The 25458-nt window shown below is 42.2% G+C and carries 28 protein-coding genes and 4 pseudogenes; 26 read left to right on the top strand and 6 right to left on the bottom strand.

The genetic code is table 11. The features are described from left to right. Nucleotides 1–358 precede the first annotated feature (358 nt). From LLY41_RS07260 to LLY41_RS07275, 4 genes and pseudogenes are all read left to right on the top strand, one after another. Entirely contained in the window at nt 359–1333 is a 975-nt protein-coding gene (locus LLY41_RS07260; protein WP_095244770.1) for an MBL fold metallo-hydrolase, read from the top strand. Next, complete coding sequence (locus LLY41_RS07265) at nt 1334–2128, top strand: SDR family NAD(P)-dependent oxidoreductase (protein WP_095244769.1); 795 nt, start codon at nt 1334–1336, stop codon at nt 2126–2128. It begins immediately after the preceding gene. 256 nt (nt 2129–2384) lie between these two features. After that, nucleotides 2385–3643: pseudogene (locus LLY41_RS07270) on the top strand (Y-family DNA polymerase). 15 nt (nt 3644–3658) lie between these two features. Further along, on the top strand, nt 3659–3994 hold the full coding sequence (locus tag LLY41_RS07275) for a YolD-like family protein (protein WP_304587299.1): 336 nt from the start codon (nt 3659–3661) through the stop codon (nt 3992–3994). Nucleotides 3995–4068: 74 nt separating this feature from the next. Here the strand turns inward: LLY41_RS07275 and LLY41_RS07280 are convergent, their stop codons facing one another. After that, complete coding sequence (locus LLY41_RS07280; RefSeq protein ID WP_095244766.1) at nt 4069–4287, bottom strand: CDGSH iron-sulfur domain-containing protein; 219 nt, start codon at nt 4285–4287, stop codon at nt 4069–4071. A 121-nt stretch (nt 4288–4408) separates the two neighbouring features. Here LLY41_RS07280 and LLY41_RS07285 point away from each other — a divergent pair, with 121 nt between their 5' ends. Next, nucleotides 4409–4735, top strand: a complete 327-nt coding sequence (locus LLY41_RS07285) for an iron-sulfur cluster biosynthesis family protein (RefSeq protein ID WP_095244765.1) — start codon at nt 4409–4411, stop codon at nt 4733–4735. 167 nt (nt 4736–4902) lie between these two features. Beyond that, nucleotides 4903–5439, top strand: coding sequence for a hypothetical protein (locus tag LLY41_RS07290; RefSeq protein ID WP_304587301.1), 537 nt, complete (start codon nt 4903–4905; stop codon nt 5437–5439). A gap of 45 nt (nt 5440–5484) precedes the next feature. Here LLY41_RS07290 and LLY41_RS07295 read toward each other — a convergent pair. Both LLY41_RS07295 and LLY41_RS07300 read right to left on the bottom strand, forming a co-directional pair. Further along, a pseudogene (locus LLY41_RS07295) lies at nt 5485–6410 on the bottom strand (alpha/beta hydrolase). Between the two features lie 147 nt (nt 6411–6557). Beyond that, the gene (locus LLY41_RS07300; RefSeq protein WP_304587303.1) at nt 6558–7475 is read right to left on the bottom strand and encodes a hydroxymethylglutaryl-CoA lyase; all 918 of its coding nucleotides are present in this window, start codon (nt 7473–7475) and stop codon (nt 6558–6560) included. 179 nt (nt 7476–7654) lie between these two features. On the opposite strand from LLY41_RS07300, the pseudogene LLY41_RS07305 reads away from it, so the two are divergent. The 5 genes and pseudogenes from LLY41_RS07305 to LLY41_RS07325 all read left to right on the top strand — a co-directional run bounded on the left by LLY41_RS07305 (nt 7655) and on the right by LLY41_RS07325 (nt 11048). Further along, a pseudogene (locus LLY41_RS07305) lies at nt 7655–8841 on the top strand (acetyl-CoA C-acetyltransferase). A 57-nt stretch (nt 8842–8898) separates the two neighbouring features. Continuing rightward, the gene (locus LLY41_RS07310) at nt 8899–9588 is read left to right on the top strand and encodes a CoA transferase subunit A (RefSeq protein WP_304587304.1); all 690 of its coding nucleotides are present in this window, start codon (nt 8899–8901) and stop codon (nt 9586–9588) included. Nucleotides 9589–9615: 27 nt separating this feature from the next. Continuing rightward, nucleotides 9616–10284 (top strand): CoA transferase subunit B, encoded by a 669-nt coding sequence (locus LLY41_RS07315; RefSeq protein ID WP_095244759.1) that lies wholly within the window; start codon nt 9616–9618, stop codon nt 10282–10284. Nucleotides 10285–10353: 69 nt separating this feature from the next. After that, nucleotides 10354–10731 (top strand): VOC family protein, encoded by a 378-nt coding sequence (locus LLY41_RS07320; RefSeq protein WP_095244758.1) that lies wholly within the window; start codon nt 10354–10356, stop codon nt 10729–10731. A 71-nt stretch (nt 10732–10802) separates the two neighbouring features. Further along, nucleotides 10803–11048 carry a YqkE family protein gene (locus LLY41_RS07325; protein WP_304587306.1) on the top strand — a complete coding sequence of 82 codons (246 nt, stop codon included), beginning with the start codon at nt 10803–10805 and terminating at the stop codon, nt 11046–11048. A gap of 62 nt (nt 11049–11110) precedes the next feature. On the opposite strand, the gene LLY41_RS07330 is transcribed toward LLY41_RS07325, so the two are convergent. Beyond that, nucleotides 11111–12034 carry an aldo/keto reductase gene (locus tag LLY41_RS07330; RefSeq protein WP_304587307.1) on the bottom strand — a complete coding sequence of 308 codons (924 nt, stop codon included), beginning with the start codon at nt 12032–12034 and terminating at the stop codon, nt 11111–11113. Between the two features lie 72 nt (nt 12035–12106). Then, nucleotides 12107–12241 (bottom strand): Z-ring formation inhibitor MciZ, encoded by a 135-nt coding sequence (gene mciZ, locus LLY41_RS07335; protein WP_095244755.1) that lies wholly within the window; start codon nt 12239–12241, stop codon nt 12107–12109. A 77-nt stretch (nt 12242–12318) separates the two neighbouring features. Here mciZ and LLY41_RS07340 point away from each other — a divergent pair, with 77 nt between their 5' ends. Both LLY41_RS07340 and LLY41_RS07345 read left to right on the top strand, forming a co-directional pair. After that, nucleotides 12319–12870, top strand: coding sequence for an NUDIX hydrolase (locus LLY41_RS07340; RefSeq protein ID WP_304587312.1), 552 nt, complete (start codon nt 12319–12321; stop codon nt 12868–12870). 1 nt (nt 12871) lies between these two features. Continuing rightward, nucleotides 12872–14038, top strand: coding sequence for an endonuclease Q family protein (locus LLY41_RS07345; RefSeq protein ID WP_304587314.1), 1167 nt, complete (start codon nt 12872–12874; stop codon nt 14036–14038). A 28-nt stretch (nt 14039–14066) separates the two neighbouring features. Here the strand turns inward: LLY41_RS07345 and LLY41_RS07350 are convergent, their stop codons facing one another. Beyond that, on the bottom strand, nt 14067–14630 hold the full coding sequence (locus LLY41_RS07350; protein WP_095244752.1) for a GNAT family N-acetyltransferase: 564 nt from the start codon (nt 14628–14630) through the stop codon (nt 14067–14069). 172 nt (nt 14631–14802) lie between these two features. Between LLY41_RS07350 and spoIIM the strand changes: the two genes are divergently transcribed. From spoIIM to LLY41_RS07415, 13 genes and pseudogenes are all read left to right on the top strand, one after another. After that, complete coding sequence (spoIIM, locus tag LLY41_RS07355) at nt 14803–15447, top strand: stage II sporulation protein M (protein WP_095244751.1); 645 nt, start codon at nt 14803–14805, stop codon at nt 15445–15447. Between the two features lie 231 nt (nt 15448–15678). Next, complete coding sequence (gene fur / locus LLY41_RS07360; RefSeq protein WP_095244750.1) at nt 15679–16152, top strand: ferric iron uptake transcriptional regulator; 474 nt, start codon at nt 15679–15681, stop codon at nt 16150–16152. Nucleotides 16153–16341: 189 nt separating this feature from the next. Next, entirely contained in the window at nt 16342–16569 is a 228-nt protein-coding gene (locus tag LLY41_RS07365; protein WP_035330067.1) for a YqzK family protein, read from the top strand. A gap of 9 nt (nt 16570–16578) precedes the next feature. Further along, nucleotides 16579–17472 carry a site-specific tyrosine recombinase XerD gene (gene xerD / locus LLY41_RS07370; protein ID WP_095244749.1) on the top strand — a complete coding sequence of 298 codons (894 nt, stop codon included), beginning with the start codon at nt 16579–16581 and terminating at the stop codon, nt 17470–17472. Between the two features lie 256 nt (nt 17473–17728). Further along, a complete protein-coding gene (gene deoB, locus LLY41_RS07375) occupies nt 17729–18913 on the top strand; it encodes a phosphopentomutase (RefSeq protein WP_095244748.1) in 1185 nt (394 codons plus the stop codon). Nucleotides 18914–18946: 33 nt separating this feature from the next. Beyond that, complete coding sequence (locus tag LLY41_RS07380; protein ID WP_095244747.1) at nt 18947–19768, top strand: purine-nucleoside phosphorylase; 822 nt, start codon at nt 18947–18949, stop codon at nt 19766–19768. A gap of 68 nt (nt 19769–19836) precedes the next feature. Beyond that, nucleotides 19837–21141, top strand: a complete 1305-nt coding sequence (locus LLY41_RS07385; RefSeq protein ID WP_095244746.1) for a pyrimidine-nucleoside phosphorylase — start codon at nt 19837–19839, stop codon at nt 21139–21141. 187 nt (nt 21142–21328) lie between these two features. Beyond that, nucleotides 21329–22452 (top strand): annotated as a pseudogene (locus LLY41_RS07390) (D-alanyl-D-alanine carboxypeptidase family protein). A 217-nt stretch (nt 22453–22669) separates the two neighbouring features. Continuing rightward, nucleotides 22670–23020: an anti-sigma F factor antagonist gene (gene spoIIAA, locus LLY41_RS07395; RefSeq protein ID WP_095244744.1), complete on the top strand. Its 351-nt coding sequence runs from the start codon at nt 22670–22672 to the stop codon at nt 23018–23020. A gap of 3 nt (nt 23021–23023) precedes the next feature. Next, the gene (gene spoIIAB, locus LLY41_RS07400) at nt 23024–23464 is read left to right on the top strand and encodes an anti-sigma F factor (RefSeq protein WP_095244743.1); all 441 of its coding nucleotides are present in this window, start codon (nt 23024–23026) and stop codon (nt 23462–23464) included. Nucleotides 23465–23476: 12 nt separating this feature from the next. Then, on the top strand, nt 23477–24235 hold the full coding sequence (sigF, locus tag LLY41_RS07405) for an RNA polymerase sporulation sigma factor SigF (protein ID WP_076258142.1): 759 nt from the start codon (nt 23477–23479) through the stop codon (nt 24233–24235). A 155-nt stretch (nt 24236–24390) separates the two neighbouring features. Further along, nucleotides 24391–25011 (top strand): stage V sporulation protein AA, encoded by a 621-nt coding sequence (locus LLY41_RS07410; RefSeq protein ID WP_304587318.1) that lies wholly within the window; start codon nt 24391–24393, stop codon nt 25009–25011. Further along, complete coding sequence (locus LLY41_RS07415; RefSeq protein ID WP_095244809.1) at nt 25001–25423, top strand: stage V sporulation protein AB; 423 nt, start codon at nt 25001–25003, stop codon at nt 25421–25423. The genes LLY41_RS07410 and LLY41_RS07415 overlap by 11 nt, the downstream gene beginning before the upstream one ends. The last annotated feature ends 35 nt before the right edge of the window (nt 25424–25458 follow it).

Here is a 25458-nt window from a genome sequence, read left to right on the forward strand (position 1 = left end):
ATTCATCGCTATTTTTCTGCTGTACAGAAGTACAGCTTTGATTTGTGAAAATCAAATTTTAATTGTGATTATGCAAGAAGACACACTTATTTGTCAAGCGGTATTTTTCAAAAAATTATCAATATTACATAAAAATTATGTGAAAATAATGACAATTACTAAAAAGAACGGTACACTTATTTTTATATATGTAAATTTCTAAATTATGTTATTGAATTCCGTTAATATGTGCGTATGGCAAATGCTGATATTTTAAGGGGATAACAGAACAGTTTACTTAAAGGGAGCATGCCTGCGGAAGTATATAGAAAAACAGCTTTATTTTATTTAAATATAGTGATTTTAGGGGGATTGTAAAATGGCAAAATGGAAGGATGGTATTGCAAAGATTGTTATCCCGACACCTTTTCCTGTCGGCGACGTTAATGTATATGCAGTAAAAGGGGAAAAGCTGACTCTTGTCGATGCCGGGCCTAAAACGGATGAAGCATGGGAAGCTTTAAAATCCCAGCTTAAAGAGCTGAATTTAACTCCCGGTGATTTTGAACAGGTTGTTCTCACGCATCATCATCCCGATCATGCCGGACTGCTTGACTTTTTCCCGGACAATCTTGATGTGTTCGGGCACCCGTTTAACCAAAGGTGGCTGTCCCGTACTGACGAATTTCTAAAATTTCATGATGAGTTTTACATAAAACTGTTTAACGAATTTGGAATTCCTGAAAGGTATGCTTCCTTTATTAACAAAATGAAAAAGACTTTGCGCTATTCCTGCAATCGTACCCTGACAGGAGAGCTGAAGGAAGGCAGCCAGCCTGAAGGGCTTAACGGTTGGACGGTAACGGAGACCCCCGGGCATGCACAGAGCCATATAGGTTTATTCAGGGAGAAAGATGGTGTATTCCTTGGAGGAGACCATTTGCTTGCACACATTTCACCTAACCCTATCCTGGAGCCGCCGCTTCCCGGCAATGCGGAAAGGCCGAAGCCGCAGCTTCAGTATAACGAGTCTCTGAAAAAACTGCGGCAGCTGCCGATATCCCTTTTTTATTCCGGACATGGGGAGGATATTACAAATGTGAATGGGTTAATAAGCGAAAGGCTTGGCCGCCAGCATGAGCGGGCAATGAAAGTAAAGGCATGGCTCGAGTCCGAATCGCTCACTGTTTTTGAGGTGTGCCGCCGCCTTTTTCCGAAGGTTTATGAGAAGGAGCTTTCCCTGACCATTTCTGAAACAATCGCACAGCTTGACTATTTGCATTCAATAGGAGAGATTTATATAAATAAAGAGGATGAAGCATTCTTGTATTCCGCATCAAAAGAGGTGGTTTGATTGTCAGACCGATTAAAAAATAAAAATGTGATTATCACCGGTGCATCAGGCGGAATTGGGGCCCAAATGGCCGTCCTTTGTGCCGAAAGGGGAGCAAATCTTGTCCTTCTTGCCCGCAGCCTTGACAAATTGCAGGAGCTGCAGGCAGACTTGCGGAAGCGCTTTTCAGTCGATGTACATGTGTATAAGCTTGATGTTTCAGACACTGACAAAGTTTCGGCTGTTTTTTCAGAGATCATTGCCCGGTCTGGTCACATAGATGTGCTTGTGAATAACGCCGGCTTCGGTGTTTTCCGCGAGGCGCATGAAGCAAAAGTTGAAGAAATAAAGGGAATGTTTGATGTAAACGTTGTTGGCTTAATGGCCTGCACGAGCATGGTGCTCCCAGTGATGAGGAAACAGAGGAGCGGCCATATTATTAATATCGCTTCACAGGCCGGCAAAATGGCCACACCGAAATCGAGTGTCTATTCCGCAACCAAGCATGCGGTTCTTGGCTATACAAACAGCCTTCGGATGGAGCTTGCTGACAGCAATGTATTTGTGACTGCAGTTAACCCCGGACCGATTGAAACCAATTTCTTTACGATTGCAGATGAAAGGGGCACATACGTGAAAAATGTCAGCAAATTTATGCTTAAGCCTGAATACGTGGCCCGCAAGGTAGTCAATGCCATGCTCCGACCGGTCAGGGAAATCAACCTTCCGCGGTGGATGAATGCGGGGAGCATCATCTATGCCCTTTTTCCGGGCTTGTTCGAAAAAATTGGAAAGCGCGCATTCAATCAAAAATAAGAAGCTAGAAGCTGCAGCCCAATGCCTGCAGCTTCTTTTGTTTTTGGCTGGTGAGGCGTCTATCCCGGGAGAAAGAACCACTTTTAAGAAAAACCGCGTAAAATTTCCATTGAAACCGAACGCATATTCGCTTAATATAATGGGTATACATATACAGAACGGATGTTCCTGTAATATTTTTGGGTTCAGAGGGGCTATGCAGCATAGAAGCTGATAAGCAGAGCCTTATGTTTTTTTGAAGGAGGATGTCGAAGTCATGATTGATTACAGCTCAATGCCGAACGATCAAATTTTGTGTGTTGATATGAAGAGCTTTTATGCAAGCTGTTCTGCTGTCATGCTTGGTCTGGATCCTCTTGACTGCTATCTTGTAATTGCAGGGAATGTGGAACGGAAGGGGAGCGTTGTTCTGGCGGCCTCTCCGCGAATGAAAAAAGAGTTTGGAATAAAGACAGGGTCCCGTCTTTTTGAGGTCCCCCAAGATCCGCGCATTAGAATTGAGGAGCCGAAAATGGCGACTTATTTAAGAATCTCCACTGAAATCACCAGGGTGTTTAACCGTTATGTCCCCAAGGAGGCCATCCATACGTACAGTGTCGATGAAAGCTTTATAAAAGTAGACGGCGCAGTGCATCTCTGGGGTAATGCCCAGACGATTGCCTGGAAAATAAAAGATGATATTGAACGGGAATTTCAGCTTCCCTGTGCCATAGGAATAGGGCCTAATTTACTAATGTCAAAGCTCTGCCTGGATCTTGAGGCGAAAAAAAGGGGAGTTGCACAATGGACGTATGGAGATGTAAAAACAAAGCTGTGGAATATATCCCCGTTACGGGAAATGTGGGGCATCGGCCGCCGTGTTGAAAAGACATTGAATGGAATGGGGGTTTTTACAGTCGGCCAGCTTGCCCGCTATGATCTGGCTAAGCTCGAGAAGAAGTTTGGGATTATGGGCAATCAGCTCTATCACCACGCATGGGGGATTGATTTGTCGGAAATAGGCGCGCCGATCATGGCAGGACAGATCAGCTTCGGTAAAAGCCAGATATTACTGAGGGATTACAAAGAGGAAAAGGAAATTAAGCATGTGGTCCTTGAGATGTGTGAAGAAGTGGCAAGAAGGGCCCGCAGCCACCGCAAAGCCGGCAGAACCATCAGCTTTGGCCTTGGCTACAGCCAGGATGAATTCGGAGGGGGTTTTTACCGCTCCAGGACCGTTGATCAGCCAACCAATATTACGATGGATCTTTATCGGGTCTGCCTCGAGCTTTTTGACGAGAATTATGAGGGGAAAACAGTACGGCAGATTTCCATTTCCCTCGGCAATATTACGGATGATAGCGAAATGCAGCTGAGTCTGTTCGACTTGGATGGCTGGAAAAAAGGGAGCTCGGCTATACTGTCGACCGGATCCGCTCCAAGTTTGGAGGAGGAGCTCTGCTGAGAGCCGTTTCTTATACAGGTGCAGGAACCGCCAAACACCGTGCGACATTGGTTGGCGGCCATAAAATGTAAAAGGGGGGTCAGCTTATGATTCGCGATCGGGGCAGAATTAAATGGACTTCCATGATGCTGCCGGAACATGTAAAGCTCTTAAGAGACTGGGCAAAGGAAGACACATACGAGCAAAAGCGGGAATTGGATGAGCAGAAGCTTGAATATATGAATGAAATTCTTTCAGAGGCAATGGAATTTCAAAAGAACGTCACACTTACACATTACAGGGGCAGAAATTATGAACTGGTCATCGGGAGCATCCATTATTGGGATGACCTTGGCCAAAAGCTTCATATTGTTGATCGGTTTGAGGATATTCACCGTATCTCCATTAATGATATAGCGGATGCCCGGTTTACGGAAGAATAGTGCTGTCTGAACTGGATGAATTCAAGAAAAAAAATGAAAAAAAAAACGGGGATGACTGTCCCCGTTTTCCACCCTTATTGCTTGTCATCGGAGGTTTTCTCCGCGCGGACACAGGATTGGAAAGTTCCTTTATGAGTGCCATCACAAAATGGGATTTTCAAGGATCTCCCGCAGCGGCAAAGGGAAAAGGTTTTTTTTGTTTCGAATTTATTGCCATCCATATCAATTAACTCTACATCACCTGTTACACGCAGCGATCCATTATCCATTACTTTAATCTGCGCCTTGGACATATCCAATCATCCTTTCTAAAAAACTTTATTTGGCGGCTCAATGGCAGCTGTCTCTTTCAGAAGCATGTTATGCCTATCTGTGTTAAAATCAGCATATGCAAAGGGGAGGTAGTTTTACAACATGGAAATAACATTAACTGAATTGGCGGCAGAAAAATTATCGGGACGGATTGCCGGCAAAGATGGATTTATAAAACTAAAGTATGATATAGACGGATGCGGCTGTGTGGTAAGCGGAGTGGCGGCACTCTGGCTTGTTGAAGAGCTTGATGAAGATGACAGGGAAATCCAAACAAACACCGGCAGCATATATGTGGAAAAATCCAAGGAAGTATTTTTGGATGAAAATTTAACGATAGACTTTTCAGAGAAGGCAAATTGCTTTCAGTTAAAAAGCCCGAATCAGTATTTAAACCCAAGAATGAGCTTTATTGATAAAACAAAATAAAATGAAGCAGGCGGCCGCTGAAGGAAGGCGGTCTTTTTAATAGGCTGCATAGGTAAAAATACCCTTCCAAAATTTTGGAAAATAAGGTTTTAATATATTAGTAAAAGGTTAGATAACAAGATGTTTGTCATTATGGGTGAAGAGAGTGCTGATTGGGGGAGATTCGAATGAAGTGGAAGTTACTTTTTCTGGCGGCAGCTTTCCTGATTTTGTCGGGGTGCAGTACAGCAACAATGGGCCAGGCGATTGATGATGGAATTCCATTCAATGTAAAAGAAGTCTTACATAAAGAAAAAGTAAAAGATGGAGTCATACTGCTGTATTTAACGCAGCAGAATGATGGGCAAAATGAGGTCGAAGCCATGGCGGCTGCCTATTTGAAGGGCAGTGACAAAAAAGGCTGGAAAAATGAAGGACATAACCATTGGGAGCATTATGAGAATGAACATATGACCGTTTATACAGATACTTTTTATGATTACGATAACGAAGGTAGATTAGAAAACAGATTACCGATTATTTTTGGTGAGATTCAGAGCGGGGATATTAAAAAAGTAGAGGTAGCCGGCACGGAAGAGAAATTTGAAGAAGCAGCTATTATTAAAAAAGAAAAAAAACGCTATTATTTTAAAATGGGAGACTTTCATACTGCCAAAGGGCTATCGGCAGATGGCAAGGAAATCATAAAGAAAAAGAAAAATTAGAGAATCTAATATGAAGCAGCTGGCTTGCACTGAAGCCAGCTGCTTCTATTGTGATAAAGTATCTTTGCTGCTGACATACTGCTCCAAAAACTCATCAATTACTTTTTCATAATCCTCTCTGTTTTCGTTAAAGGATTGGGCATGGATCCCATTGGCAGCAAGGTAAAGTTTTTTAGGGCCTTTTTTCTTTTCATACAAAGCTTCGGACATGGTCGGTAAAATAAAATCATCTTTTTCGCTGTGGATAAACAGGATGGGCTTCTTTATATTTTCAATAACAGAAATAGGAGAAACGTCCGCAATGGAATATTTCTCCCGCATTCGCAGGAATAGATCGGCAACAGGCAAAAAGAGTTTCGCGGGCAGCTTCATCTCGGTTTTTAAACGGTAAGTCAGCTGCTCCTTAAAATCAGAAAAAGGGCAATCGGCAATGTAAAAGTCGGCACCGTCTTCAAGCATTCCCGCATAAAGGAGCATGGTGGCAGCCCCCATGCTTTCACCATGAATGCCGATCTCAATATCAGGCCCTTTTTCGGCTTTAAGCCAATCAACAATCGCTTTTAGATCAAACTTTTCATAATGCCCGTAGCTTGTCGTCTTCCCCCGGATTCTCCGTGGCGGCGATGATCATAGATTACAGCGTTAAACCCCCGTTCCAGGAAGAGGTTCATATATTTAATCGAATTCATTTTGTTTTCCGTAACCCCGTGAGAAATAATGATATAGCGGCTGTTTTTATGGGGTTCGGCAGCCACGGCTTTTAAGTTATAGCCAAATGGAGAAGGAATAAGCACTTCTCTTTTCGGGAGGTTTTCATACTTGATCAGATCAAGCCTGCCTGACTCCTTCTCCCTTTCTAAAATAAAGTCATCTTCCTTCTTTTTCATAAACATAAGCCTATTTGTAAAATAGACGCCGAGTGATGCAAGAAAGAGAACGATGGAAAATATATAGCGCAAAAACCTTCTCAAACCCATCCCTCCATCTTTTTTCTTTATTTTACCATTATGGCTAAAATTAAAACAGAGATGTGAGCCGGGACAAAATGAAATATTATGAAGGACTTGCGACACAAAAAAAGCCGCACTGCGGCGGCTTATTGCTGTGCGTTTTGGCTTTTAGCTGGAGGAATCGGCAGTTTGAGCATTTAGCCTGAAATACGTGCTTTCAATCGGCCTGGAAAGATGAGGCTGAACAATTTTTACAGCTTCCATTAATTGATCCAGATTAACATTGGTTTCAATTCCCATGCGCTCAAGCATATAAACAACATCTTCTGTTGCAGCGTTGCCTGCAGCTCCAGGGGCGAATGGGCATCCGCCAAGTCCGCCGGCGGATGTGTCAAACCGGTCAACACCTGCCTGCAGGGCTGCAAAAATATTTGTAAGGGCCATTTTTCTTGTGTCGTGGAAGTGTGCAGTGATAAGGGTATTAGGAAACTCTGCTTTCAAACGGGAAAATAGCCCATATGATTCATGGGGAGCAGCCATCCCAATCGTATCTGCCACGCTTAATTCATCAGCTCCTGCCTCTGTAAATTGACGGCATAGCCTAACTGTATCTTCAGGATTGATGGCTCCTTCATACGGACAATAAAATGCCGTAGAGATGCAGGCGCGGACAAAGTAGCCTTTCTCCTTCAGTTCTCCGATAATCGGTTTTAGTTCATCCATGCTTTCCGGAGTGGTTTTATTGATGTTTTTCTTATTAAATGTATTGCTGACACCGACGAAAACGGCAACAGCCCGGCAATCAGTCATATATACTCTGTCAATGCCCTTGCGGTTCGGGGCAAGCACGATATCCCTTGTATCTGCACCAAGGCAATCTGCCGTAATTTCAGCTGCATCCCCCATTTGCGGAACCCATTTAGGAGACACAAAAGAAGTAAGCTCCAATTCTGTTAATCCTGCATTTTTTAAGCTTTTAATAAAATCTTTCTTAACCTCAGTCGGTACAAACGACTTTTCATTTTGCAGTCCATCCCGTGGCCCCACTTCAATAATTGTTACTTTATCTGGAAATGCAAGCGTCATATTTTCCTCTCCCGTTTCATAATTTAATTTTTGGTAAGCGTTTTCTCAAAGTTCTTAAATTTATTGTATTAGGAAAGTATTTTCGATTGCAAGAATAATAGAAATTTTGACAAAATAAAAGGAATTTTGATATTCCTCAACGAATATAAGCAAAGAGATGTTTTGAAAGGATGAGAGAGATGTCACAAACAGAAGTCGTAATAGTCAGCGCTGTCCGGACAGCAATCGGCAGTTTCAATGGAAGTCTTAAAGATGTATCAGCACCAGAGCTTGGGGCGATAGCGATAAAAGGCGCTCTTGAAAAAGCAGGTGTAACACCGGACCAAATAGATGAAGTAATCCTGGGGAATGTCCTGCAGGCAGGCCTGGGCCAAAACACAGCAAGGCAGGCAGCTCTTAAAGCGGGTCTTCCTGAAAGCGTTTCCGCGATGACAATTAATAAAGTTTGCGGTTCAGGGCTGAAGGCGGTCCATTTAGCAGCACAGGCCATTTTAGCCGGTGATGCCGAAGCTGTGATTGCAGGCGGCATGGAAAATATGAGCCAGGCGCCTTACATACTGAAAAATGCAAGAAATGGCTTTAAAATGGGAGACCAAAAACTTATAGATTCGATGATTTCAGACGGTCTCTGGTGTGCTTTTAATGATTACCATATGGGAGTTACGGCTGAAAATCTTTGTTCGAAATATGAGCTGAGCAGGGAAGAACAGGACAAATTTGCCGCAGACAGCCAGGAAAAGGCGGCAAAGGCAATTGAAGAAGGAAAATTCAAAGATGAAATCGTTCCGGTGGAAATTCCTCAGCGAAAAGGGGATCCGGTCGTTTTTGATACAGACGAGTATCCGAAAAAGGGACAACTGCTGAAAAGCTCGCAGGCCTGCGTCCGGCGTTTAAGAAAGATGGAAGCGTAACAGCCGGAAATGCGTCAGGGATTAATGACGGTGCGGCTGTATTGCTGGTTATGAGCAGAAAGAGAGCAGATGAACTGGGGCTTAAACCATTAGTGACGATTAAAGGAAATGCAAGTGCGGGTGTTGATCCAAGCATTATGGGCATTGGTCCTGTTGCTGCCGTAAAAAAAGCGCTTGAAAAGGCATCTGTCTCTATGGATGAATTGGAGCTTATTGAAGCAAACGAGGCATTTGCAGCCCAGTCGCTGGCAGTTGACAGGGAGCTTCGTTTTAACAAGGAGATTCTGAATGTTAATGGCGGGGCCATTGCACTCGGACATCCGATCGGCGCAAGCGGAGCACGAATCCTCGTAACTCTTATTCATGAGATGCAAAAAAGACAGGCAAAGAAAGGCCTTGCAACTCTATGCATTGGCGGAGGCCAAGGGGTAGCTACAGTGGTGGAGCTTGCATAAGTTGCTTCTGATAAAAGTTAGTAAATAAGTATTTTTTTTATGAAAGGAGCGATTGAAGTGAAGAAAATTTGTACTTCCTTCAGTGAAGCGGTTCAGGAAATTCACGATGGTGCTGTCCTTATGGTTGGCGGTTTCGGTCTGTGCGGAATTCCGGAAAACCTTATTCTGGCTTTAGTTGAAAAAGGGGTTGAGGATCTGACAGTCATTTCGAATAACTGCGGGGTTGACGATTGGGGACTTGGACTGCTTTTAAAAAATAAACAAATTAAGAAAATGGTTGGCTCATATGTTGGGGAAAATAAAGAGTTTGAAAGACAGGTTCTCTCAGGGGAAATTGAAGTAGAGCTGCTTCCTCAAGGAACACTGGCAGAAAAAATCCGTGCAGGCGGTGCCGGCATTCCCGCTTTCTACACGCCGGCTGGAGTAGGGACCCCTATTGCAGAGGGGAAAGAGACGAAGGTGTTTGAAGGGAAGGAATATCTCCTTGAAGAAGCGCTGAAAGCAGACTTCAGCCTTGTGAGGGCATGGAAAGGCGATAAGATGGGCAATCTAGTTTATCACAAAACAGCCCGAAACTTCAATCCGATGATTGCAGCAGCCGGCAAAGTGACAATTGCAGAAGTGGAAACGCTTTATGAGATTGGTGAACTGGATCCGAATTATATTCATACCCCAAGCATCTATGTTCAATCACTGATTGAAGGGAAACAGGAGAAGCGCATTGAAAGACTGACGGTGAAGAAATAAATACCAGTGACGGAAGGAGAGGGTGTCATGAGTAACGATAAAGCGGCAGTACGCGAAAAAATTGCCAGACGGGCCGAAAAAGAAATTGAAAATGGCTTTTACGTGAACTTGGGAATCGGTATGCCAACATTGGTTGCCAATTATATTTCTGATAATAAGGAAGTGGTCCTGCAATCTGAAAATGGATTACTGGGCATCGGCCCGTATCCTGCAGAAAGTGAAGTTGATCCGGATTTGATTAATGCAGGTAAAGAAACAGTTACAGCCATCCCGGGATCATCTTATTTTGATAGTGCTGAATCTTTTGCAATGATCAGAGGAGGCCATGTGAATATTGCCATTCTCGGCGGTATGGAAGTCTCTGAAAATGGAGATCTTGCCAACTGGATGATTCCCGGAAAAATGATCAAGGGAATGGGCGGTGCAATGGATCTGGTTCATGGCGCAAATAAAATCATTGTCATTATGGATCACACTAATAAAAATGGCGAATCAAAAATTCTTAAAGAATGCAGTCTGCCTTTAACAGGTAAAAGCGTCGTTGACCGCATTATAACTGAGCGGGCAGTCATCGATGTCACCGAGTCCGGTTTAAAGCTTGTTGAAGTAGCTAAAGGCTTTACAATCGAGGACATTATCAATTCGACAGAACCCCAATTGCAGGTTGATGAAAACGTTGTAACAGAAGCATACTAATACATCTGAAAAGTACAGCTGCATGCTGTGCTTTTCATTATTTTCATCCTAAAGAAAAGAGGAGAAAAAATGAGTTTTTCCTTTAAAGGAATTGACCATATCCAGCTGGCAGCTCCGAAAGGCTGCGAGGAGGAAGCCAGAAAATTTTACGGTGAACAGCTTGGCCTGAAGGAAATTCCCAAGCCTGGAAATCTTCAAAAGCGGGGAGGCTGCTGGTTTATTTGCGGAAATCAGGAAATTCATATCGGGGTGCAGGAGGGCTTCCTTCCTGCCAAAAAAGCCCACCCTGGACTTATTGTGGAAAACCTGGAAGTCTTGAGAAGCAGTCTTCAAGAGCAGAAAATAACAATAAAGGAAGAACCTCCGATAGAAGGAAGAGAGAGATTCTTTGTAGATGATCCATTCGGAAACAGAATTGAGTTTCTGGAGTTTTACCATAAAGAGTGATTAAGCCTTTTCCTTCATGAACAATAAAATATGCTATAATAAATGGCAAAATCAGTTGATGAGGGGATTATATGAAAAAGAAAAAACACCATTCCCAGCCTAAGAAAGACGACAAACCAGTCACGCTAGGCGACATGCTGAACCAGGACCTGGTGGAGCAGCTGAAAGGGAAAAAGCAGGAATTAAAGGTTGCTGAAGATAAACAGAAGGAAGAAGAAGAGCGCAGAAAAAGAGAGGAAAGAAGACTGCGCGAAAAAAATAAAAGTTTTGAAGAACTGCTTGGAGAAAGCGATCTTAACTGGAAAGAATACAAATAACATTAAAAGAAGGGGCCGACTTTTCCGTCAGCCCCTTCCTTGCTTAAATTATAGACTTTCTATCATCTATGCTGCTCATATTTATTTAGCTTTGCAATAGATTTAATGATAGCCAATTCATCTTCGTTGAGAGGAATGGCTCTTGCTGCTTCTGCATTGGCTCTTACTTGATCAGCCCGGCTGGCACCTGCTGTAATAGAAGCGACTGCCGGGTCCGCGAGATTATACTGAAATGCTATCTCATTCATAGTACGCCCATCTGAAATTTTTTCCCGTATACTGGTGAGCGTTTTTTCCAATTCAGCATAGCTGTAATCCAAATAGCCTTTCTCTTTTATCGATTCTGATGCTTTGTCCAGCATTTTGTCGCTGAGCAGCCCTTTGGCCAGCGGTCCTCTAGTAACAGCACTGATGCCTTTTTGATTTAGAAGAGGCAGCGATTCCTCTTCAGGACGCCGATCTAAAATGCTATATTGCATCATGACAGAAACAATGGATGATTTTGATGTAAATTCTCGGATTACATTTGGACGAATGGAGGAAATGCCATATTGGCGGATGTATCCTTCTTCCTTTAGTTCCTCAAATGCTTCAATGGTTTCAACAATCGGATCTTCGATCGTGCCGCCGTGAAGCTGATATAAATCGATATAGTCCGTAGCCAGTCTTTTTAAGCTGTCTTTTACAGCTTCTTTGATATGGCGTTTAGAGGGATCCCAGCTCCAGCCGTCTTTATTTTTATTCCAGCGGTTACCGGCTTTGGTTGCAATGATCACCTGTTCGCGGACATTCTTTAAGGATTGCCCGACAAGCTTTTCATTTTCGCCAAAGTCGTATAAATCAGCTGTATCAAAAAAATTGATTCCTTCTTCAAGGGCCGCTTCTATAATTTCCTGAGCCTGGGACGGGCTGGTGCCAATTGACATGCAGCCCAGGCCAAGCTCACTTACGTACAAGTCTGAGTTTCCAAGTCTTCTCTTCTTCAAGTACTCACCTCATTTGAATATTTTCTTTAATTGTACATAAACAAATGAGGCATACTCAAATTTAGTGGCTTATCATTTTTTGATGTTATGAGATTCAACCCAGTCTTTTACAAGAACATACTGCCTGCTGTATTGTTTTAGTTTCTCACGGACTTCCCAGGCTTTACCGGCCAGAATAACTCCCCTATCATGGACATACACCTTCATGCCATACTCCCCCTCATCAAGTATGATAAAATGTATGAGCAATCATTACCGGAATAGAACAGGAGTGACTGAAAACAATGAGCCGCCTAGAAGAAAAAACAATTAAGACGGAAAAAATTTTCACAGGTAAAGTCATCAGCCTGCAGGTGGAAGATGTTGAACTGCCGAATGGCAAAACATCGAAGCGGGAAATTATCAAACATCCCGGAGCAGTAGCTGTATTGGCAGTAACAGAAGATAATAAAATAGTGATGGTTGAACAATATCGAAAAGCGCTGGATAAGATTATTGCTGAAATTCCTGCCGGAAAGCTTGAAACAGGAGAAGAACCCAGCGTGTGTGCAGAAAGGGAACTGGAAGAAGAAACGGGGTATGGCTGCACGGAAATGGAATGGCTGATCTCATTCTACACTTCTCCCGGATTTGCCGATGAGCTCGTACATTTATATATAGCAAAGGGCCTTAAGAAAAAAGAAAATGCCGCATCGCCTGATGAAGATGAATTTGTGAACCTTTTGGAGGTAACCCTGGAGGAAGCAATATCCCTGCTTGGGGAGCAAAAGGTTTATGATGCGAAAACAGCTTATGCAATCCAATATCTGCAGCTTCAAGAGGCGCTGAAAAAATAGTATGAAGCGCTTTTTTGCTGATCTTCATATCCATATTGGACGCACGTTTACGGGAAAGCCAGTTAAAATAACAGGCGCTAAATCCCTTACCTTCACTAATATCATCAGGCATGCCCGCAATGCAAAGGGGCTTGATATCATTGGCATTATTGACTGTCATTCTCCTGAAGTCATACTTGAAATCGAGGACTTGGCCCAAAAAGGCCTTATAACCGAGCATAAGGACGGGGGACTTCAATACGGAGATTTGACGATAATTCCCGGGTCGGAGCTTGAAATTTATGATGATTCCTGCAAAGGCCCTATCCATGTCCTTTGCTACTTTCCAACCCTATCCGCAATGAAGGATTTCTCTGCCTGGCTGACAGGGTATTTGAAGAACATAACATTAAGCTCTCAAAGAATTTATGCCTCAGGCAGAATGCTGCAGGAAAAAGTGAAGGAACTGGATGGGCTTTTTATTCCTGCCCATGTTTTTACCCCATTTAAAAGCCTATTCGGAAAAGGCGTAGAGCGGTCGCTGTCAGAGGTTTTTGATCCTGATTTAATTGATGCAATTGAGCTGGGGCTTAGTGCAGATACTATGATGGCTGATCAAATAGCTGAACTCCACAGATATACATTCTTAACTAATTCAGATGCCCATTCACTAAAAAAGATCGCCAGAGAATATCAGGTTCTGGAAATGGAAGCACCTACATTTGCTGAACTGCACAAGGCTTTGGCCGAAAAAGAAAAATGCAGGGTTAAAGCCAATTACGGCCTGGATCCTCTGCTCGGAAAATACCATCAGACTGTTTGTTCTGAATGTTTCGGCCCCTTTGATGAAGAGAAGGGTAAATGCCGGAATTGCAGTCACCACAAATTTATCAGAGGCGTGGCTGACCGGATCTCTGAACTAAAATCTTCCGGAGGATTGCCCGTTGCACGGCCGCCTTATATTCATCAGGTCCCTCTTGAGTTCATACCAGGGTTAGGCCCGAAAATGCTCGAGAAGCTCCTGAATCATTTCGGAACTGAAATGGCCATTCTTCATGATGTACCTTTCTCAGAAATCAGTAAAGTAATTCCTGAGAAAACAGCCATGCTTATTGGAAAAGCCCGTGAAGGAAAGCTAAACCTCCAGGCAGGGGGCGGAGGCAAGTACGGCAGAATTGTTGATTCATAAAAAATAGAGCCATTGAGGCTCTATTTTTTTAGCTGCTTACTTTAGCATAAACACAAGTATCTCTAAGCTCTTTTCCGTCTGCGCTTAGACTGTCATTAATCAGGACTCCTTCAAGGGTGTACCCCAGCTTTTCGGGAATTCTCCGGCTGTTAATGTTTTTCGGATCACATCTGATTTCCACTCTGTTTGCTTGAAAATGCTCAAAGGCAAACTTTGTCAAGCCTGCGGCTGCTTCAGAAATATAGCCGTTCCTCCGAAACCTCACATCTCCCCAATAGCCAATCTCAAATTTGCGGACATTCCAATCTATGCGATGCAGGCCAGTAGAGCCGACAAATACATCGTCTTCTTTCCTATAAATATGGATACGAAAATCTTCTCTTTGAATAAACTTGGCATAGGAATTGCGGATACCTGACTCAACTTCATCAGCTGATTGTTCATTCTGTGCAAAAGGAAGCCATTTTTTAAGCTCGGCAGCTGAAGCTGACACAGCTTCATGAACAGTTTTTCCGTCTCCGGGCAAGGCGGGCCTCATATAAAGTCTTTCTGTTTCAATTCTTTCTGGAAAACCTATTAAAATGGGATCCATTTTCTCCAGTGCCCCCAATGATAATTTAAATAATTTTGAAAATTATAGCAAAAACATAGGGAGTATTCAAGAACTTTTTTCACTCTTGTGAGCAGCGCAATTCTTTGTCATACAATTCCGGGACAGGCATACAATTTAATATCCAATTTGTTTTGTCTTAGGAGGAAGAGCAATGAAGAAAAAAATGTACCAGAACGCCGCCGCAGCCCACTTTCGCGAACATTCCTCAATTTATTTATTTGTTATTGTCTTATTTCTGATGGGTGTCATTTTTGGAGCTATAGTTGTAAATAGCTTGAGTTTTACACAAAAAGAAGATTTATTTTATTATCTTTCTCAGTTTTTTGGACAAGTATCAGATGGACATATTGCAGCAGCGGATGAATTATTCAAACAAAGCTTTTTCCATAATACAAAATTTATAGGATTAATGTGGATTTTGGGAATTTCCATAATTGGACTGCCAGTCATTCTGATTCTGTTATTTATGAAAGGCATGGTGGTTGGCTTTACAGTTGGCTTTCTCGTTAACCGAATGGGATGGGAAGGATTTTTGCTTTCCTTCGTATCGGTCCTCCCCCAGAACCTGATCATCATACCTATCTTTATCATCGCTGCAACACTGGCTGTGTCTTTCTCTTTAAAAATGATTAGAAGACAATTTATGAAGAAAGCCGGACAGCCCATGATGCCCCTTTTCGGAAGATATATGATTGCTTTTGCGGTGGCCATTCTCTTTCTAATCGCTGCAGCTGGGGTAGAGGCATTTATCTCGCCTGTTTTAATGAAGTCTGTTGTTAGTTCAATCCAATCCTGATAAAAATCATGCTAAAGGCAGAGCGGCTGGCTCTGCCTTTTTGCTATACGGGAAAAGGATAAAAATTATAATATAGGGTACATATAAAGAGGTTTAAAACAGTTTTAGAGATTATTATAATTATTATTATATTAAATTAATTATCGTTTGTTATTTATAATTATTTTATTTTGAATGTGAACTTATTTCTGTTATAATGAGAATGTTAGTGGCGAGGGAGGGACTTTCGGTATGGAAAGCAGAATTGAAAGAATCAAAAAACAGTTGCATTCATCCAGCTATAAACTAACACCACAGCGAGAGGCAACAGTTCGCGTCCTGTTAGAACACGAAGAGGATCATTTAAGTGCGGAAGATGTCTACCTCCTAGTAAAAGAGAAATCGCCTGAGATAGGCTTGGCAACTGTATATAGAACACTTGAATTGCTGACTGAATTAAAAATTGTCGATAAAATCAACTTCGGTGATGGAGTTTCCCGCTATGACCTGCGTCAGGAAGGGGCAGCCCATTTTCACCACCATTTAGTCTGTATTGAGTGCGGAGCTGTTGATGAAATACAGGAAGATTTGCTTGAAGACGTAGAGGAAGTGGTTGAACGCCGCTGGAACTTTAAAATAAAAGATCACCGCCTAACGTTCCATGGCATTTGTTACCGCTGCCAGGATAAACAAACAGAAACCGAAACCGAAGCAGATGAAAATTAATAGTTTCTTGACAAAGCTTATTCTACATTAGGATAGGCTTTTTATTTTGAGCTGTTTTCTAAAGGGCAAGTGCCCTGAAGAAACACCATTTATGCAAATTCAGGTATAATTCTTGTCCAAAATGGCATACCTTTTAATAATAGAAAGCTGAATATCTTTCTTTTAATTAAAAGTTATGGAGGACCACACATGAAATCCTGGCTGGGCATGGCTTTTCAGACCATAAAAGTATTTGTGATTTTTACCGGATGCACAATCCTTTTTTATTATGGTATTATGTGGTTAAATGAAGAATACCAGGATTATCACCGCTATGACGAACCAAGGGGAGCGGCTGTTAAGGTGTCAGCGAGCGGAACTGATGAAGATAGGAGCTTGCTGGACCGGTTAATTCTTTTCTACTTAAACGGGGAGTAATGCTATCATATGGATGATCAGTTAAAAGACTTTATTCATTATTTACTTGTAGAAAAAGGCCTCGCCAAAAATACAATTATCTCTTATGAAAGAGATTTGAAAAGTTATCTGAAATATCTAAAGTCGGAAGAGAAGCTTGCAAGCCTGGAGAATGTGCAGCGCATGCAAATTGTCCAATTTCTCGGCTTATTAAAAAAACAGGGCAAATCCTCAAAAACTCTAGCCCGGCATATAGCCTCCATAAGGGCCTTTCACCAATTTCTGCTCCGCGAAAAAGCAGTTGGCCATGATCCTTCTGTCCATATAGAAACACCGCAAATGGAACGTTCGCTTCCAAAAGTATTAAACATGCAGGAAGTGGAAACTTTATTGGATCTTCCGGAAATTAAGGATCACTTTGGTCTGCGGGATAAAGCCATGCTTGAACTGTTATATGCTACAGGCATTCGCGTAAGTGAACTGATAGGCCTGAACTCAGGTGATGTTCATTTAACGATGGGCTTTGTAAGATGTATTGGCAAAGGGAACAAGGAACGGATTGTGCCTATTGGCAAAACAGCTTCTGAAGCGCTTGAAAGGTATTTAACTGAAGGAAGAGGCAAGTTCGTTTCTAAAAAGCATAGGGATGAAGCATTATTTTTAAATCATCACGGCAGACGTCTTTCGAGACAGGGATTCTGGAAAATACTGAAGCGGCTGGCCCAGGAGGCAGGGATCGAGAAGGAGCTGACTCCACATACGCTGAGGCACTCATTCGCCACTCATCTGCTGGAAAATGGGGCAGATTTGCGGGCTGTCCAGGAAATGCTTGGACATGCCGATATTTCCACTACGCAAATCTATACGCATGTAACCAAAACACGGCTTAAAGATGTGTATAGTCAATACCATCCGCGTGCTTAATATAGAAAAAAATCAAATGTCATAAAGCTGCCATAAAAATAGGCAGCTTTTTCTTGTCATTTTACCTGTTTATTAGGTAAAATATAGATGTCAGACTTCTGACGAATGAAAGGGTTATCCTTAATTATGTTTCAAACGCGGGAGTGGCGGTATACACCCCGGCTCCAGCAAGAGAATCAGTGTTAAATAAACCTAAAAAGGGTACTATACGAATATGATTTTTGTAACCGTATTCAAATAATTAGGAGGTTTTCAAATGTCTGCATATACATATAAGCGCGTTTTTTTAATTGTCATGGATTCAGTGGGAATCGGAGAAGCGCCTGATGCCGATAAATTCGGTGATAAAGGTGCCGATACGATCGGTCACATCGCAGAAAAAATGAATGGCCTGAAGATGCCGAACATGGGCAAGCTTGGGCTTAGTAAGATCCGCGAAATCAAAGGAATCGAGAAAGCGGATAACCCTATGGCGTTTTACACGAAGATGCAGGAAGCATCAAACGGAAAAGACACAATGACTGGCCATTGGGAAATTATGGGGTTGAATATTCAAACTCCATTCAGAGTCTTTCCTGATGGATTTCCGGAGGAATTAATTTCAGAACTTGAATCACGCACAGGCAGGAAGATTATTGGGAATAAGCCTGCAAGCGGAACAGAAATCCTGGTCGAACTTGGAGAAGAACATATGAGAACCGGAGCTCTGATTGTTTATACATCCGCCGATTCAGTTCTGCAGATTGCGGCACATGAAGATATCATCCCAATTGAAGAACAGTATAAAATCTGTAAAATCGCACGCGAGCTGACTCTTGATGAAAAATATATGGTAGGCCGTGTGATTGCCAGACCATTCGTTGGCGAACCCGGAAATTTCCAAAGAACATCAAACAGACATGATTATGCGTTAAAGCCATTTGACCGCACAGTAATGAATGAAATGGCTGATGGCGGACTTGATGTAGTGGCAATTGGGAAAATCTCCGATATTTATGATGGAGAGGGAGTAACTGAGGCCATTCGCACAACATCAAATATGGATGGAATGGATAAGCTGATCGAAACGTTTGATAAAGAATTTACAGGCCTGAGCTTTGTAAATCTGGTGGACTTTGATGCATTATTTGGCCATAGACGTGATCCGGAAGGGTATGGAAAAGCTCTTGAAGAGTTTGATGAACGACTGCCTGAAGTATTTGAAAAAATGCAGGATGGCGACTTATTAATGATTACCGCAGACCACGGCAATGACCCTGTCCATCATGGCACAGATCATACGAGAGAATACGTTCCGCTTCTTGTTTATTCAAAAGATATGAAAGAAGGGAAAGAGCTTCCGGTCAGTGAAACCTTTGCAGATATTGGGGCGACTATAGCAGATAACTTTAATGTGAAAATGCCGGCCTATGGCAAAAGCTTTTTGAACCAACTGAAATAATTACATTAAAAAAAGCAGATGAGGAGATTGAAAATGGATTACAGCAAAATTCAAAATGCAGCTGAATTTCTTAAAAATAAATATACAGGCCAGGCAAAGATTGGGCTGATTTTAGGCTCAGGACTTGGTGTATTGGCAGACGAAATCGAAGAACCGGTTAAGATTCCTTACAATGAAATCCCTGATTTCCCTGTATCAACAGTAGAAGGTCATGCAGGACAGCTAGTATTTGGGCGTTTGAACGGGATTGAAGTGGTTGCTATGCAAGGCCGATTCCATTATTACGAAGGATATTCATTTGATAAGGTAACTTTTCCTGTAAGAGTTATGAATGAGATGGGTGTTGAGAAGCTCATTGTTACGAATGCGGCAGGCGGAGTGAATGAAACCTACTCTCCAGGAGATTTAATGCTAATTTCTGATCATATCAACAATATGGGCAGCAATCCTTTAATCGGTCCTAATGATTCCCGCATGGGTCCGCGTTTTCCGGATATGTCAGAAGCATATTCCAAAGAATTGAGAAAACTTGCCAGAGGGCTAGCCGAAAAGCTGAACCTGAAGATTCAGGAAGGAGTATATGTCGGCAATACAGGCCCAACATATGAAACCCCTGCAGAAGTTCGCATGCTGAGAACAATGGGCGGAGATGCGGTCGGCATGTCAACTGTCCCTGAAGTTATCGTGGCACAGCATTCAGGCATGAAGGTCCTTGGAATTTCCTGTATCTCAAACATGGCTGCGGGCATCCTTGACCAGCCGCTTAACCATGAAGAAGTAATCGAAACAACAGAAAAAGTCAAAGCTGACTTCCTTCGTTATGTGAAAGCAATCGTTAAGGAATTTGGTGCATAAGCTTATTAACTTTGGCGTGTATGCTTCTAACTTGGTTTAATAACGAATAATGAAAGTGGTGTTTGTTGATGAGAATGGTAGATCTTATTGAAAAGAAAAGAGACGGACTGGAGCTAACGGCAGAAGAAATTCAATTCGTCATTAAAGGATACACAGACGGCTCAATCCCGGATTATCAGGTAAGTGCATTAACAATGGCAATCTTCTTTCAGGGAATGACAGAGAACGAAAGAGCCAATTTAACTATGGCAATGGTTGAATCCGGTGATCAAATCGACTTATCCAAAATTGAAGGAATCAAAGTAGATAAACACTCAACTGGCGGTGTAGGTGATACAACTACACTGGTACTGGGCCCGCTTGTAGCTGCATTAGGTGTTCCGGTTGCGAAAATGTCTGGGCGCGGGCTTGGACATACAGGCGGAACAATCGACAAGCTTGAGGCTGTTGAAGGATTCCATGTTGAAATAGAGAATGAAGAATTTATTAAGCTTGTTAATCAAAATAAAATTGCAGTCATTGGCCAGAGCGGGAACTTAACGCCTGCTGACAAAAAGTTATATGCGCTGCGCGATGTAACAGCCACAGTTGACAGTATCCCACTGATTGCAAGCTCGATTATGAGCAAAAAAATCGCTGCAGGTGCTGACGCCATCGTTCTTGATGTTAAGACAGGCGCCGGCGCATTTATGAAGACACTTGACGATTCACGTGAATTAGCAAAAGCAATGGTCCGTATTGGGAATAATGTTGGCAGAAACACAATGGCTGTTATCTCAGATATGAGCCAGCCGCTTGGTTATGCCATTGGCAATGCCCTTGAAGTAAAGGAAGCTATCGATACATTAAGAGGCGAAGGACCTGAAGATCTGACTGAGCTTTGCCTGACCCTTGGAAGCCATATGGTTTTCCTTGCGAAAAAAGCGGATTCATTGAAGGAAGCACGCGAAAAATTAGAGAATGCTATGAAGGACGGTTCAGCTTTAGAAACATTTAAAGTATTCCTAAGCTCACAAGGCGGAGATGCGTCAGTTGTCGATGATCCGGAGAAACTGCCTCAGGCAAAATATACATTTGAATTAGAAGCTAAGCAGGATGGCTATGTTTCTGAGATTGTTGCCGATGAAATTGGAACTGCAGCCATGCTGTTGGGAGCAGGAAGAGCAACAAAGGAATCAGAAATTGATCTGGCAGTCGGCCTGATTTTAAGAAAGAAAATCGGCGAACGTGTACAGAAGGGCGATTCTCTCGTCACCATCTGCAGCAACTTCGAAAATGTAGAAGAAGTAAGAACTATGCTTTATGAAAACATTAAGCTATCCACAGAAAAAGTAGAGGCACCAGTATTAATTCATGAAGAAATAACTGAATAATAGGGAAGCAAAAAGCCGCCGGGGGATCATGTCCGGCGGCTTTTTGGCGTGGAGCTGAACTGTATAATTTCTTTTTAGTCTTCGATAACTGTATAAATTTTCTTTAACTGGAAAAAATGGAGGCTATAAAGAATGGAGGTATTGTGTGATGAAACGACTCGTCTCATTAATGTTAATAGCATTATTAATGGCAACAATGTTTGTTCCTTCCGGATTTGCAAGAGAAAGCAGTGCAGATCTGGCGGATAATGTGAAATCCGCAATTCTTATCGAACGTGATACCGGTTCGGTATTGTATGAAAAAACAGCGGTGAGCAGCTTCCTCCTGCCAGCATGACAAAAGTCATGACCATGCTCTTAATTATGGAAGCGTTAGATGAAGGAAAGCTGTCATGGGATGAGAAAATCCGGACAAGCGAATATGCGGCATCAATGGGCGGTTCGCAAATCTTCCTGGAGCCAGGTGAAGAAATGACCACCAAACAAATGCTGCAGGGGATTGCCATTGGTTCCGGCAATGATGCATCCGTTGCAATGGCTGAGAGAATTGCCGGTTCAGAAGAAGCTTTTGTTGAAATGATGAATAAAAAGGCAAAGGAATTAGGGCTGAAAAATACCCAATTCCAAAACCCTACAGGCTTGTCAGCTAAGGAACATTACAGTACTGCACATGATATGGCCATAATGGCCAAAGAGCTTCTTAAATATGAGAAAATAACTGATTTTACAGGCACATATGAAGCCTATCTTCGTGAAGACACAGATAAAAAATTCTGGCTGGTCAATACAAATCGCCTTGTGCGTTTTTATCCTGGTGTTGATGGCCTCAAAACCGGTTTTACCTCTGAAGCAAAATACTGTCTGACGGCAACAGCCGAGAAAGACGGTATGCGGGTTATAGCCGTGGTTTTTGGCGCACCGACTTCAAAAGAACGCAATGCCCAAGTGACTAAAATGCTCGACTTTGCATTCAGCCAATATAAGACACACCCAATGTACGAAAGAAATCACGTTCTTGGAAAAGTAGAAGTCAGCAAAGGCGAAAAGAAGATGGTTGAAGCCCTGACCAGTGAACCGATTTCACTTTTAACTAAAAAAGGTGAAAGCATTAAGGAAATTGAACAGAAGATAACTTTAAATAAAAAAATTAAAGCTCCTGTCCAAAAGGGTGATCAGATCGGAACATTAACCTTGAAAAAGGATGGAAAAGTCTTAGTTGAAAGTCCTTTAGTTGCTAAAGAAAACAGCAGTGAAGCATCATGGTGGACATTGTTTAAACGATCCATGGGATTGTTTTCTAAGACCGAATAATATACTTTTGTCGAAAAACATCCCTATGATAATTATTTTTAGCGAAAATACACTAGTTTTGTCTCCAGGAAGGAAATGAAGCTCCAGGCATCGAAATTGACTCACTATAAAGGCGGATACCGGAATTTTATAGGATTCCGGATTATCCTATCCGGAGGAAAAGCAAAAGCATAAGCTGCTTTTTCAGTTGCGGATACCAGATAAGGAGGCTAAGATAGTGAGTCTTAACATTAATTTGGAAGTAAAACATGATGTCTTATGTATTCGTTTAAGCGGGGAACTGGACCATCATTCGGCAGATGAACTTCGTGAACAGGCGACAAAGGCGATTGAAGATCATGACATCCATCATATTATATTAAACCTTGAGCAGCTTTCCTTTATGGATAGTTCAGGGCTGGGAGTGATTTTGGGCCGCTACAAACAAATAAAACAGAAGCATGGTGAAATGGTTGTTTGTGCGATTTCTCCAGCAGTGCAGAGACTATTTGATATGTCGGGTTTATTTAAGATAATCCGTTTAGAACCGACAGAAGAAAACGCACTGCACAGATTGGGGGTTGCCTGAACGATGAAAAATGTGATGAACCTCGAATTTAGTGCGCTTAGCCAAAATGAATCATTCGCCCGTGTCACTGTTGCTGCTTTTATTGCCCAGCTTGATCCGACAATGGACGAACTGACAGAAATTAAAACGGTCGTTTCTGAAGCTGTAACCAACTCCATTATTCACGGCTATGAAAATGATTCTAATGGGGTTGTCTATATTACTGTCCTGATTGAAGATGGATTCATTGATCTGACCATTAAGGATAAAGGAATTGGGATTATGGATGTGGAAGAGGCGCGGCAGCCTTTATTTACAACAAAACCTGAATTGGAAAGATCGGGTATGGGCTTTACCATCATGGAAAATTTCATGGACGAAATCGAAATCAAATCGCAGCCGGGAATGGGCACAGAGATCCGATTAAGGAAGCATTTATCAAATAGTAAAATGCTATGCAATTAAGGGAGTCTTGCTATGGATGTGGAGGTTAAAGCAGAGAAGGGCCAAACCTATTTAAAGGACAATGAAGTCAAGGAGCTAATAAAGCAAAGCCAAAGCGGAGATCAGGGTGCAAGGGACAGAATTGTTCAAAAAAATATGCGTCTTGTCTGGTCTGTCGTTCAGAGATTCTTGAATAGAGGATATGAACCTGATGACCTCTTCCAGATTGGCTGTATCGGCTTATTAAAATCGGTTGATAAGTTTGATCTCAGTTATGATGTAAAGTTTTCGACCTACGCGGTTCCAATGATTATTGGAGAAATCCAAAGGTTCATACGGGATGATGGAACGGTAAAAGTAAGCCGTTCTTTAAAGGAAATGGGCAATAAAATCAGGAAAGCCAAGGACGAGTTATCAAAAACGCTTGGCCGCATCCCAACCGTTACAGAGCTTTCCGAGTTCCTGGAAATTTCTCCTGAAGATATCATCCTTGCACAGGAAGCAAGCAGGATCCCTTCTTCAATACATGAAACAGTGTATGAAAATGACGGAGATCCCATTACACTGCTCGATCAGATTGATGATGGCAATGAAGGAAAATGGTTTGATAAAATAGCATTAAAAGAAGCGATCCGAGAATTGGATGAGAGGGAAAGACTGATTGTTTACTTGCGCTACTATAAAGATCAGACTCAATCCGAAGTGGCAGCGAGGCTTGGCATTTCCCAGGTGCAGGTGTCGCGTCTGGAAAAAAAGATACTACAGCAAATGAAAGACCGGATGGATATTTAAATCCATCCGGTCTTTCATTTTTTATTTAACAGCCAATTATTGGAGTTCATGAAGCTAATATATGTAATCCATACTAAATATAGACACAAAAGCGAAAAGCTCTAAATAGGCGAACAGAATTCGAAGAGGATATCACTTTGTGGGAAGTGAGCATATTGGAAAAAACAGTTTATATCCGCTTGCGGCATCGGCTGCAAATACGGCCCAATCAGAGAATACTGCTGAAAGATATTGCACAGGTCATTGCCGATGATGACATTTACGAAAAGCTTTGTGCACTTCCGCTTTATCAAGTAAGCGAGCAGGACCGGAATATTGTCGTAATTGATGTTATGAAGGTAATTAGGATCATCACCCAGTTATTATCAAACATTGAAGTCCAGTCAATTGGGCCGGCTCAGGCGATAGTCGAGGTTGTTACAAAGAAGCGTAAAGTATCATTTCCTCTATTTCTGCTGGTTTGGCTGCTTCTGTTCATTGGTGCTGCCCTCGCTATTATGAATTTTCATGAAGATGTAAGCATGCAGGCTGTACAGCTTAGAATTTACACTCTCATAACCGGGGAAGTGGACAACAGGCCTCTCATTTTTCAAATTCCCTATTCGATTGGCCTCGGGCTTGGCATGATCATTTTCTTTAACCATGTTTTTAAGAAGCGGCTGAACGAAGAGCCAAGCCCACTGGAAGTAGAAATGTTCAATTATCAGCTTGATCTTGATAACTATGTTGCATTGAAAGAAAACAAGGAGAGTATGAAGTATCTTGATGACCATTAATGTTGTCCTGGTAATGATCATAGGATTTGCAGGCGGGCTCGCTGTTGGCTCAGGTTTTGTTGCTTTCCTGGCTGTTTTGGGCATTATCCCAAGGCTTACCCAACTGAGCAAAACAATGAAGATGATTCATTATTATGAAGCCGCAGTTGTGATGGGGGCTTTGGCTGGTGCACTGGCAACTTTATGGAATCCGGTTTTTCACCTGACAGCCATTTTACTAATACCCATTGGGCTTGCTTCAGGCATATTTATTGGCATGCTGGCAGCGGCTTTAACTGAAGTGCTGAATGTTTTTCCAATCCTTGCGAAAAGAATCGGTGTAGATGGGAAGATTGTCATTTTATTGATGGCATTTGTATTTGGAAAGGTGTTCGGATCACTGTTTCAATGGATTTATTTTGTAAATAAATAAGCAATCGGCTGGGCATATTTAAGAAAAATGAGGAT

The organism is Cytobacillus firmus (assembly GCF_023612095.1).
Classification (GTDB): domain Bacteria; phylum Bacillota; class Bacilli; order Bacillales; family Cytobacillaceae; genus Cytobacillus.

What these genes read in the sequence shown, in the direction of transcription:
- xerD (WP_095244749.1), top strand. Translation starts at nt 16,579, where the DNA reads ATGGATGATCAGTTAAAAGACTTTATTCATTATTTACTTGTAGAAAAA.
- LLY41_RS07290 (WP_304587301.1), top strand. Translation starts at nt 4,903, where the DNA reads ATGAAGTGGAAGTTACTTTTTCTGGCGGCAGCTTTCCTGATTTTGTCG.
- LLY41_RS07340 (WP_304587312.1), top strand. Translation starts at nt 12,319, where the DNA reads ATGAGCCGCCTAGAAGAAAAAACAATTAAGACGGAAAAAATTTTCACA.
- LLY41_RS07415 (WP_095244809.1), top strand. Translation starts at nt 25,001, where the DNA reads ATGACCATTAATGTTGTCCTGGTAATGATCATAGGATTTGCAGGCGGG.
- LLY41_RS07325 (WP_304587306.1), top strand. Translation starts at nt 10,803, where the DNA reads ATGAAAAAGAAAAAACACCATTCCCAGCCTAAGAAAGACGACAAACCA.
- fur (WP_095244750.1), top strand. Translation starts at nt 15,679, where the DNA reads ATGGAAAGCAGAATTGAAAGAATCAAAAAACAGTTGCATTCATCCAGC.
- LLY41_RS07350 (WP_095244752.1), bottom strand. Translation starts at nt 14,630, where the DNA reads ATGGATCCCATTTTAATAGGTTTTCCAGAAAGAATTGAAACAGAAAGA.
- LLY41_RS07285 (WP_095244765.1), top strand. Translation starts at nt 4,409, where the DNA reads ATGGAAATAACATTAACTGAATTGGCGGCAGAAAAATTATCGGGACGG.
- spoIIAB (WP_095244743.1), top strand. Translation starts at nt 23,024, where the DNA reads ATGAAAAATGTGATGAACCTCGAATTTAGTGCGCTTAGCCAAAATGAA.
- LLY41_RS07300 (WP_304587303.1), bottom strand. Translation starts at nt 7,475, where the DNA reads ATGACGCTTGCATTTCCAGATAAAGTAACAATTATTGAAGTGGGGCCA.
- LLY41_RS07385 (WP_095244746.1), top strand. Translation starts at nt 19,837, where the DNA reads ATGAGAATGGTAGATCTTATTGAAAAGAAAAGAGACGGACTGGAGCTA.
- LLY41_RS07260 (WP_095244770.1), top strand. Translation starts at nt 359, where the DNA reads ATGGCAAAATGGAAGGATGGTATTGCAAAGATTGTTATCCCGACACCT.
- LLY41_RS07380 (WP_095244747.1), top strand. Translation starts at nt 18,947, where the DNA reads ATGGATTACAGCAAAATTCAAAATGCAGCTGAATTTCTTAAAAATAAA.
- deoB (WP_095244748.1), top strand. Translation starts at nt 17,729, where the DNA reads ATGTCTGCATATACATATAAGCGCGTTTTTTTAATTGTCATGGATTCA.
- sigF (WP_076258142.1), top strand. Translation starts at nt 23,477, where the DNA reads ATGGATGTGGAGGTTAAAGCAGAGAAGGGCCAAACCTATTTAAAGGAC.
- mciZ (WP_095244755.1), bottom strand. Translation starts at nt 12,241, where the DNA reads ATGAAGGTGTATGTCCATGATAGGGGAGTTATTCTGGCCGGTAAAGCC.
- LLY41_RS07315 (WP_095244759.1), top strand. Translation starts at nt 9,616, where the DNA reads ATGAGTAACGATAAAGCGGCAGTACGCGAAAAAATTGCCAGACGGGCC.
- LLY41_RS07365 (WP_035330067.1), top strand. Translation starts at nt 16,342, where the DNA reads ATGAAATCCTGGCTGGGCATGGCTTTTCAGACCATAAAAGTATTTGTG.
- spoIIM (WP_095244751.1), top strand. Translation starts at nt 14,803, where the DNA reads ATGAAGAAAAAAATGTACCAGAACGCCGCCGCAGCCCACTTTCGCGAA.
- LLY41_RS07275 (WP_304587299.1), top strand. Translation starts at nt 3,659, where the DNA reads ATGATTCGCGATCGGGGCAGAATTAAATGGACTTCCATGATGCTGCCG.
- LLY41_RS07280 (WP_095244766.1), bottom strand. Translation starts at nt 4,287, where the DNA reads ATGTCCAAGGCGCAGATTAAAGTAATGGATAATGGATCGCTGCGTGTA.
- LLY41_RS07320 (WP_095244758.1), top strand. Translation starts at nt 10,354, where the DNA reads ATGAGTTTTTCCTTTAAAGGAATTGACCATATCCAGCTGGCAGCTCCG.
- LLY41_RS07345 (WP_304587314.1), top strand. Translation starts at nt 12,872, where the DNA reads ATGAAGCGCTTTTTTGCTGATCTTCATATCCATATTGGACGCACGTTT.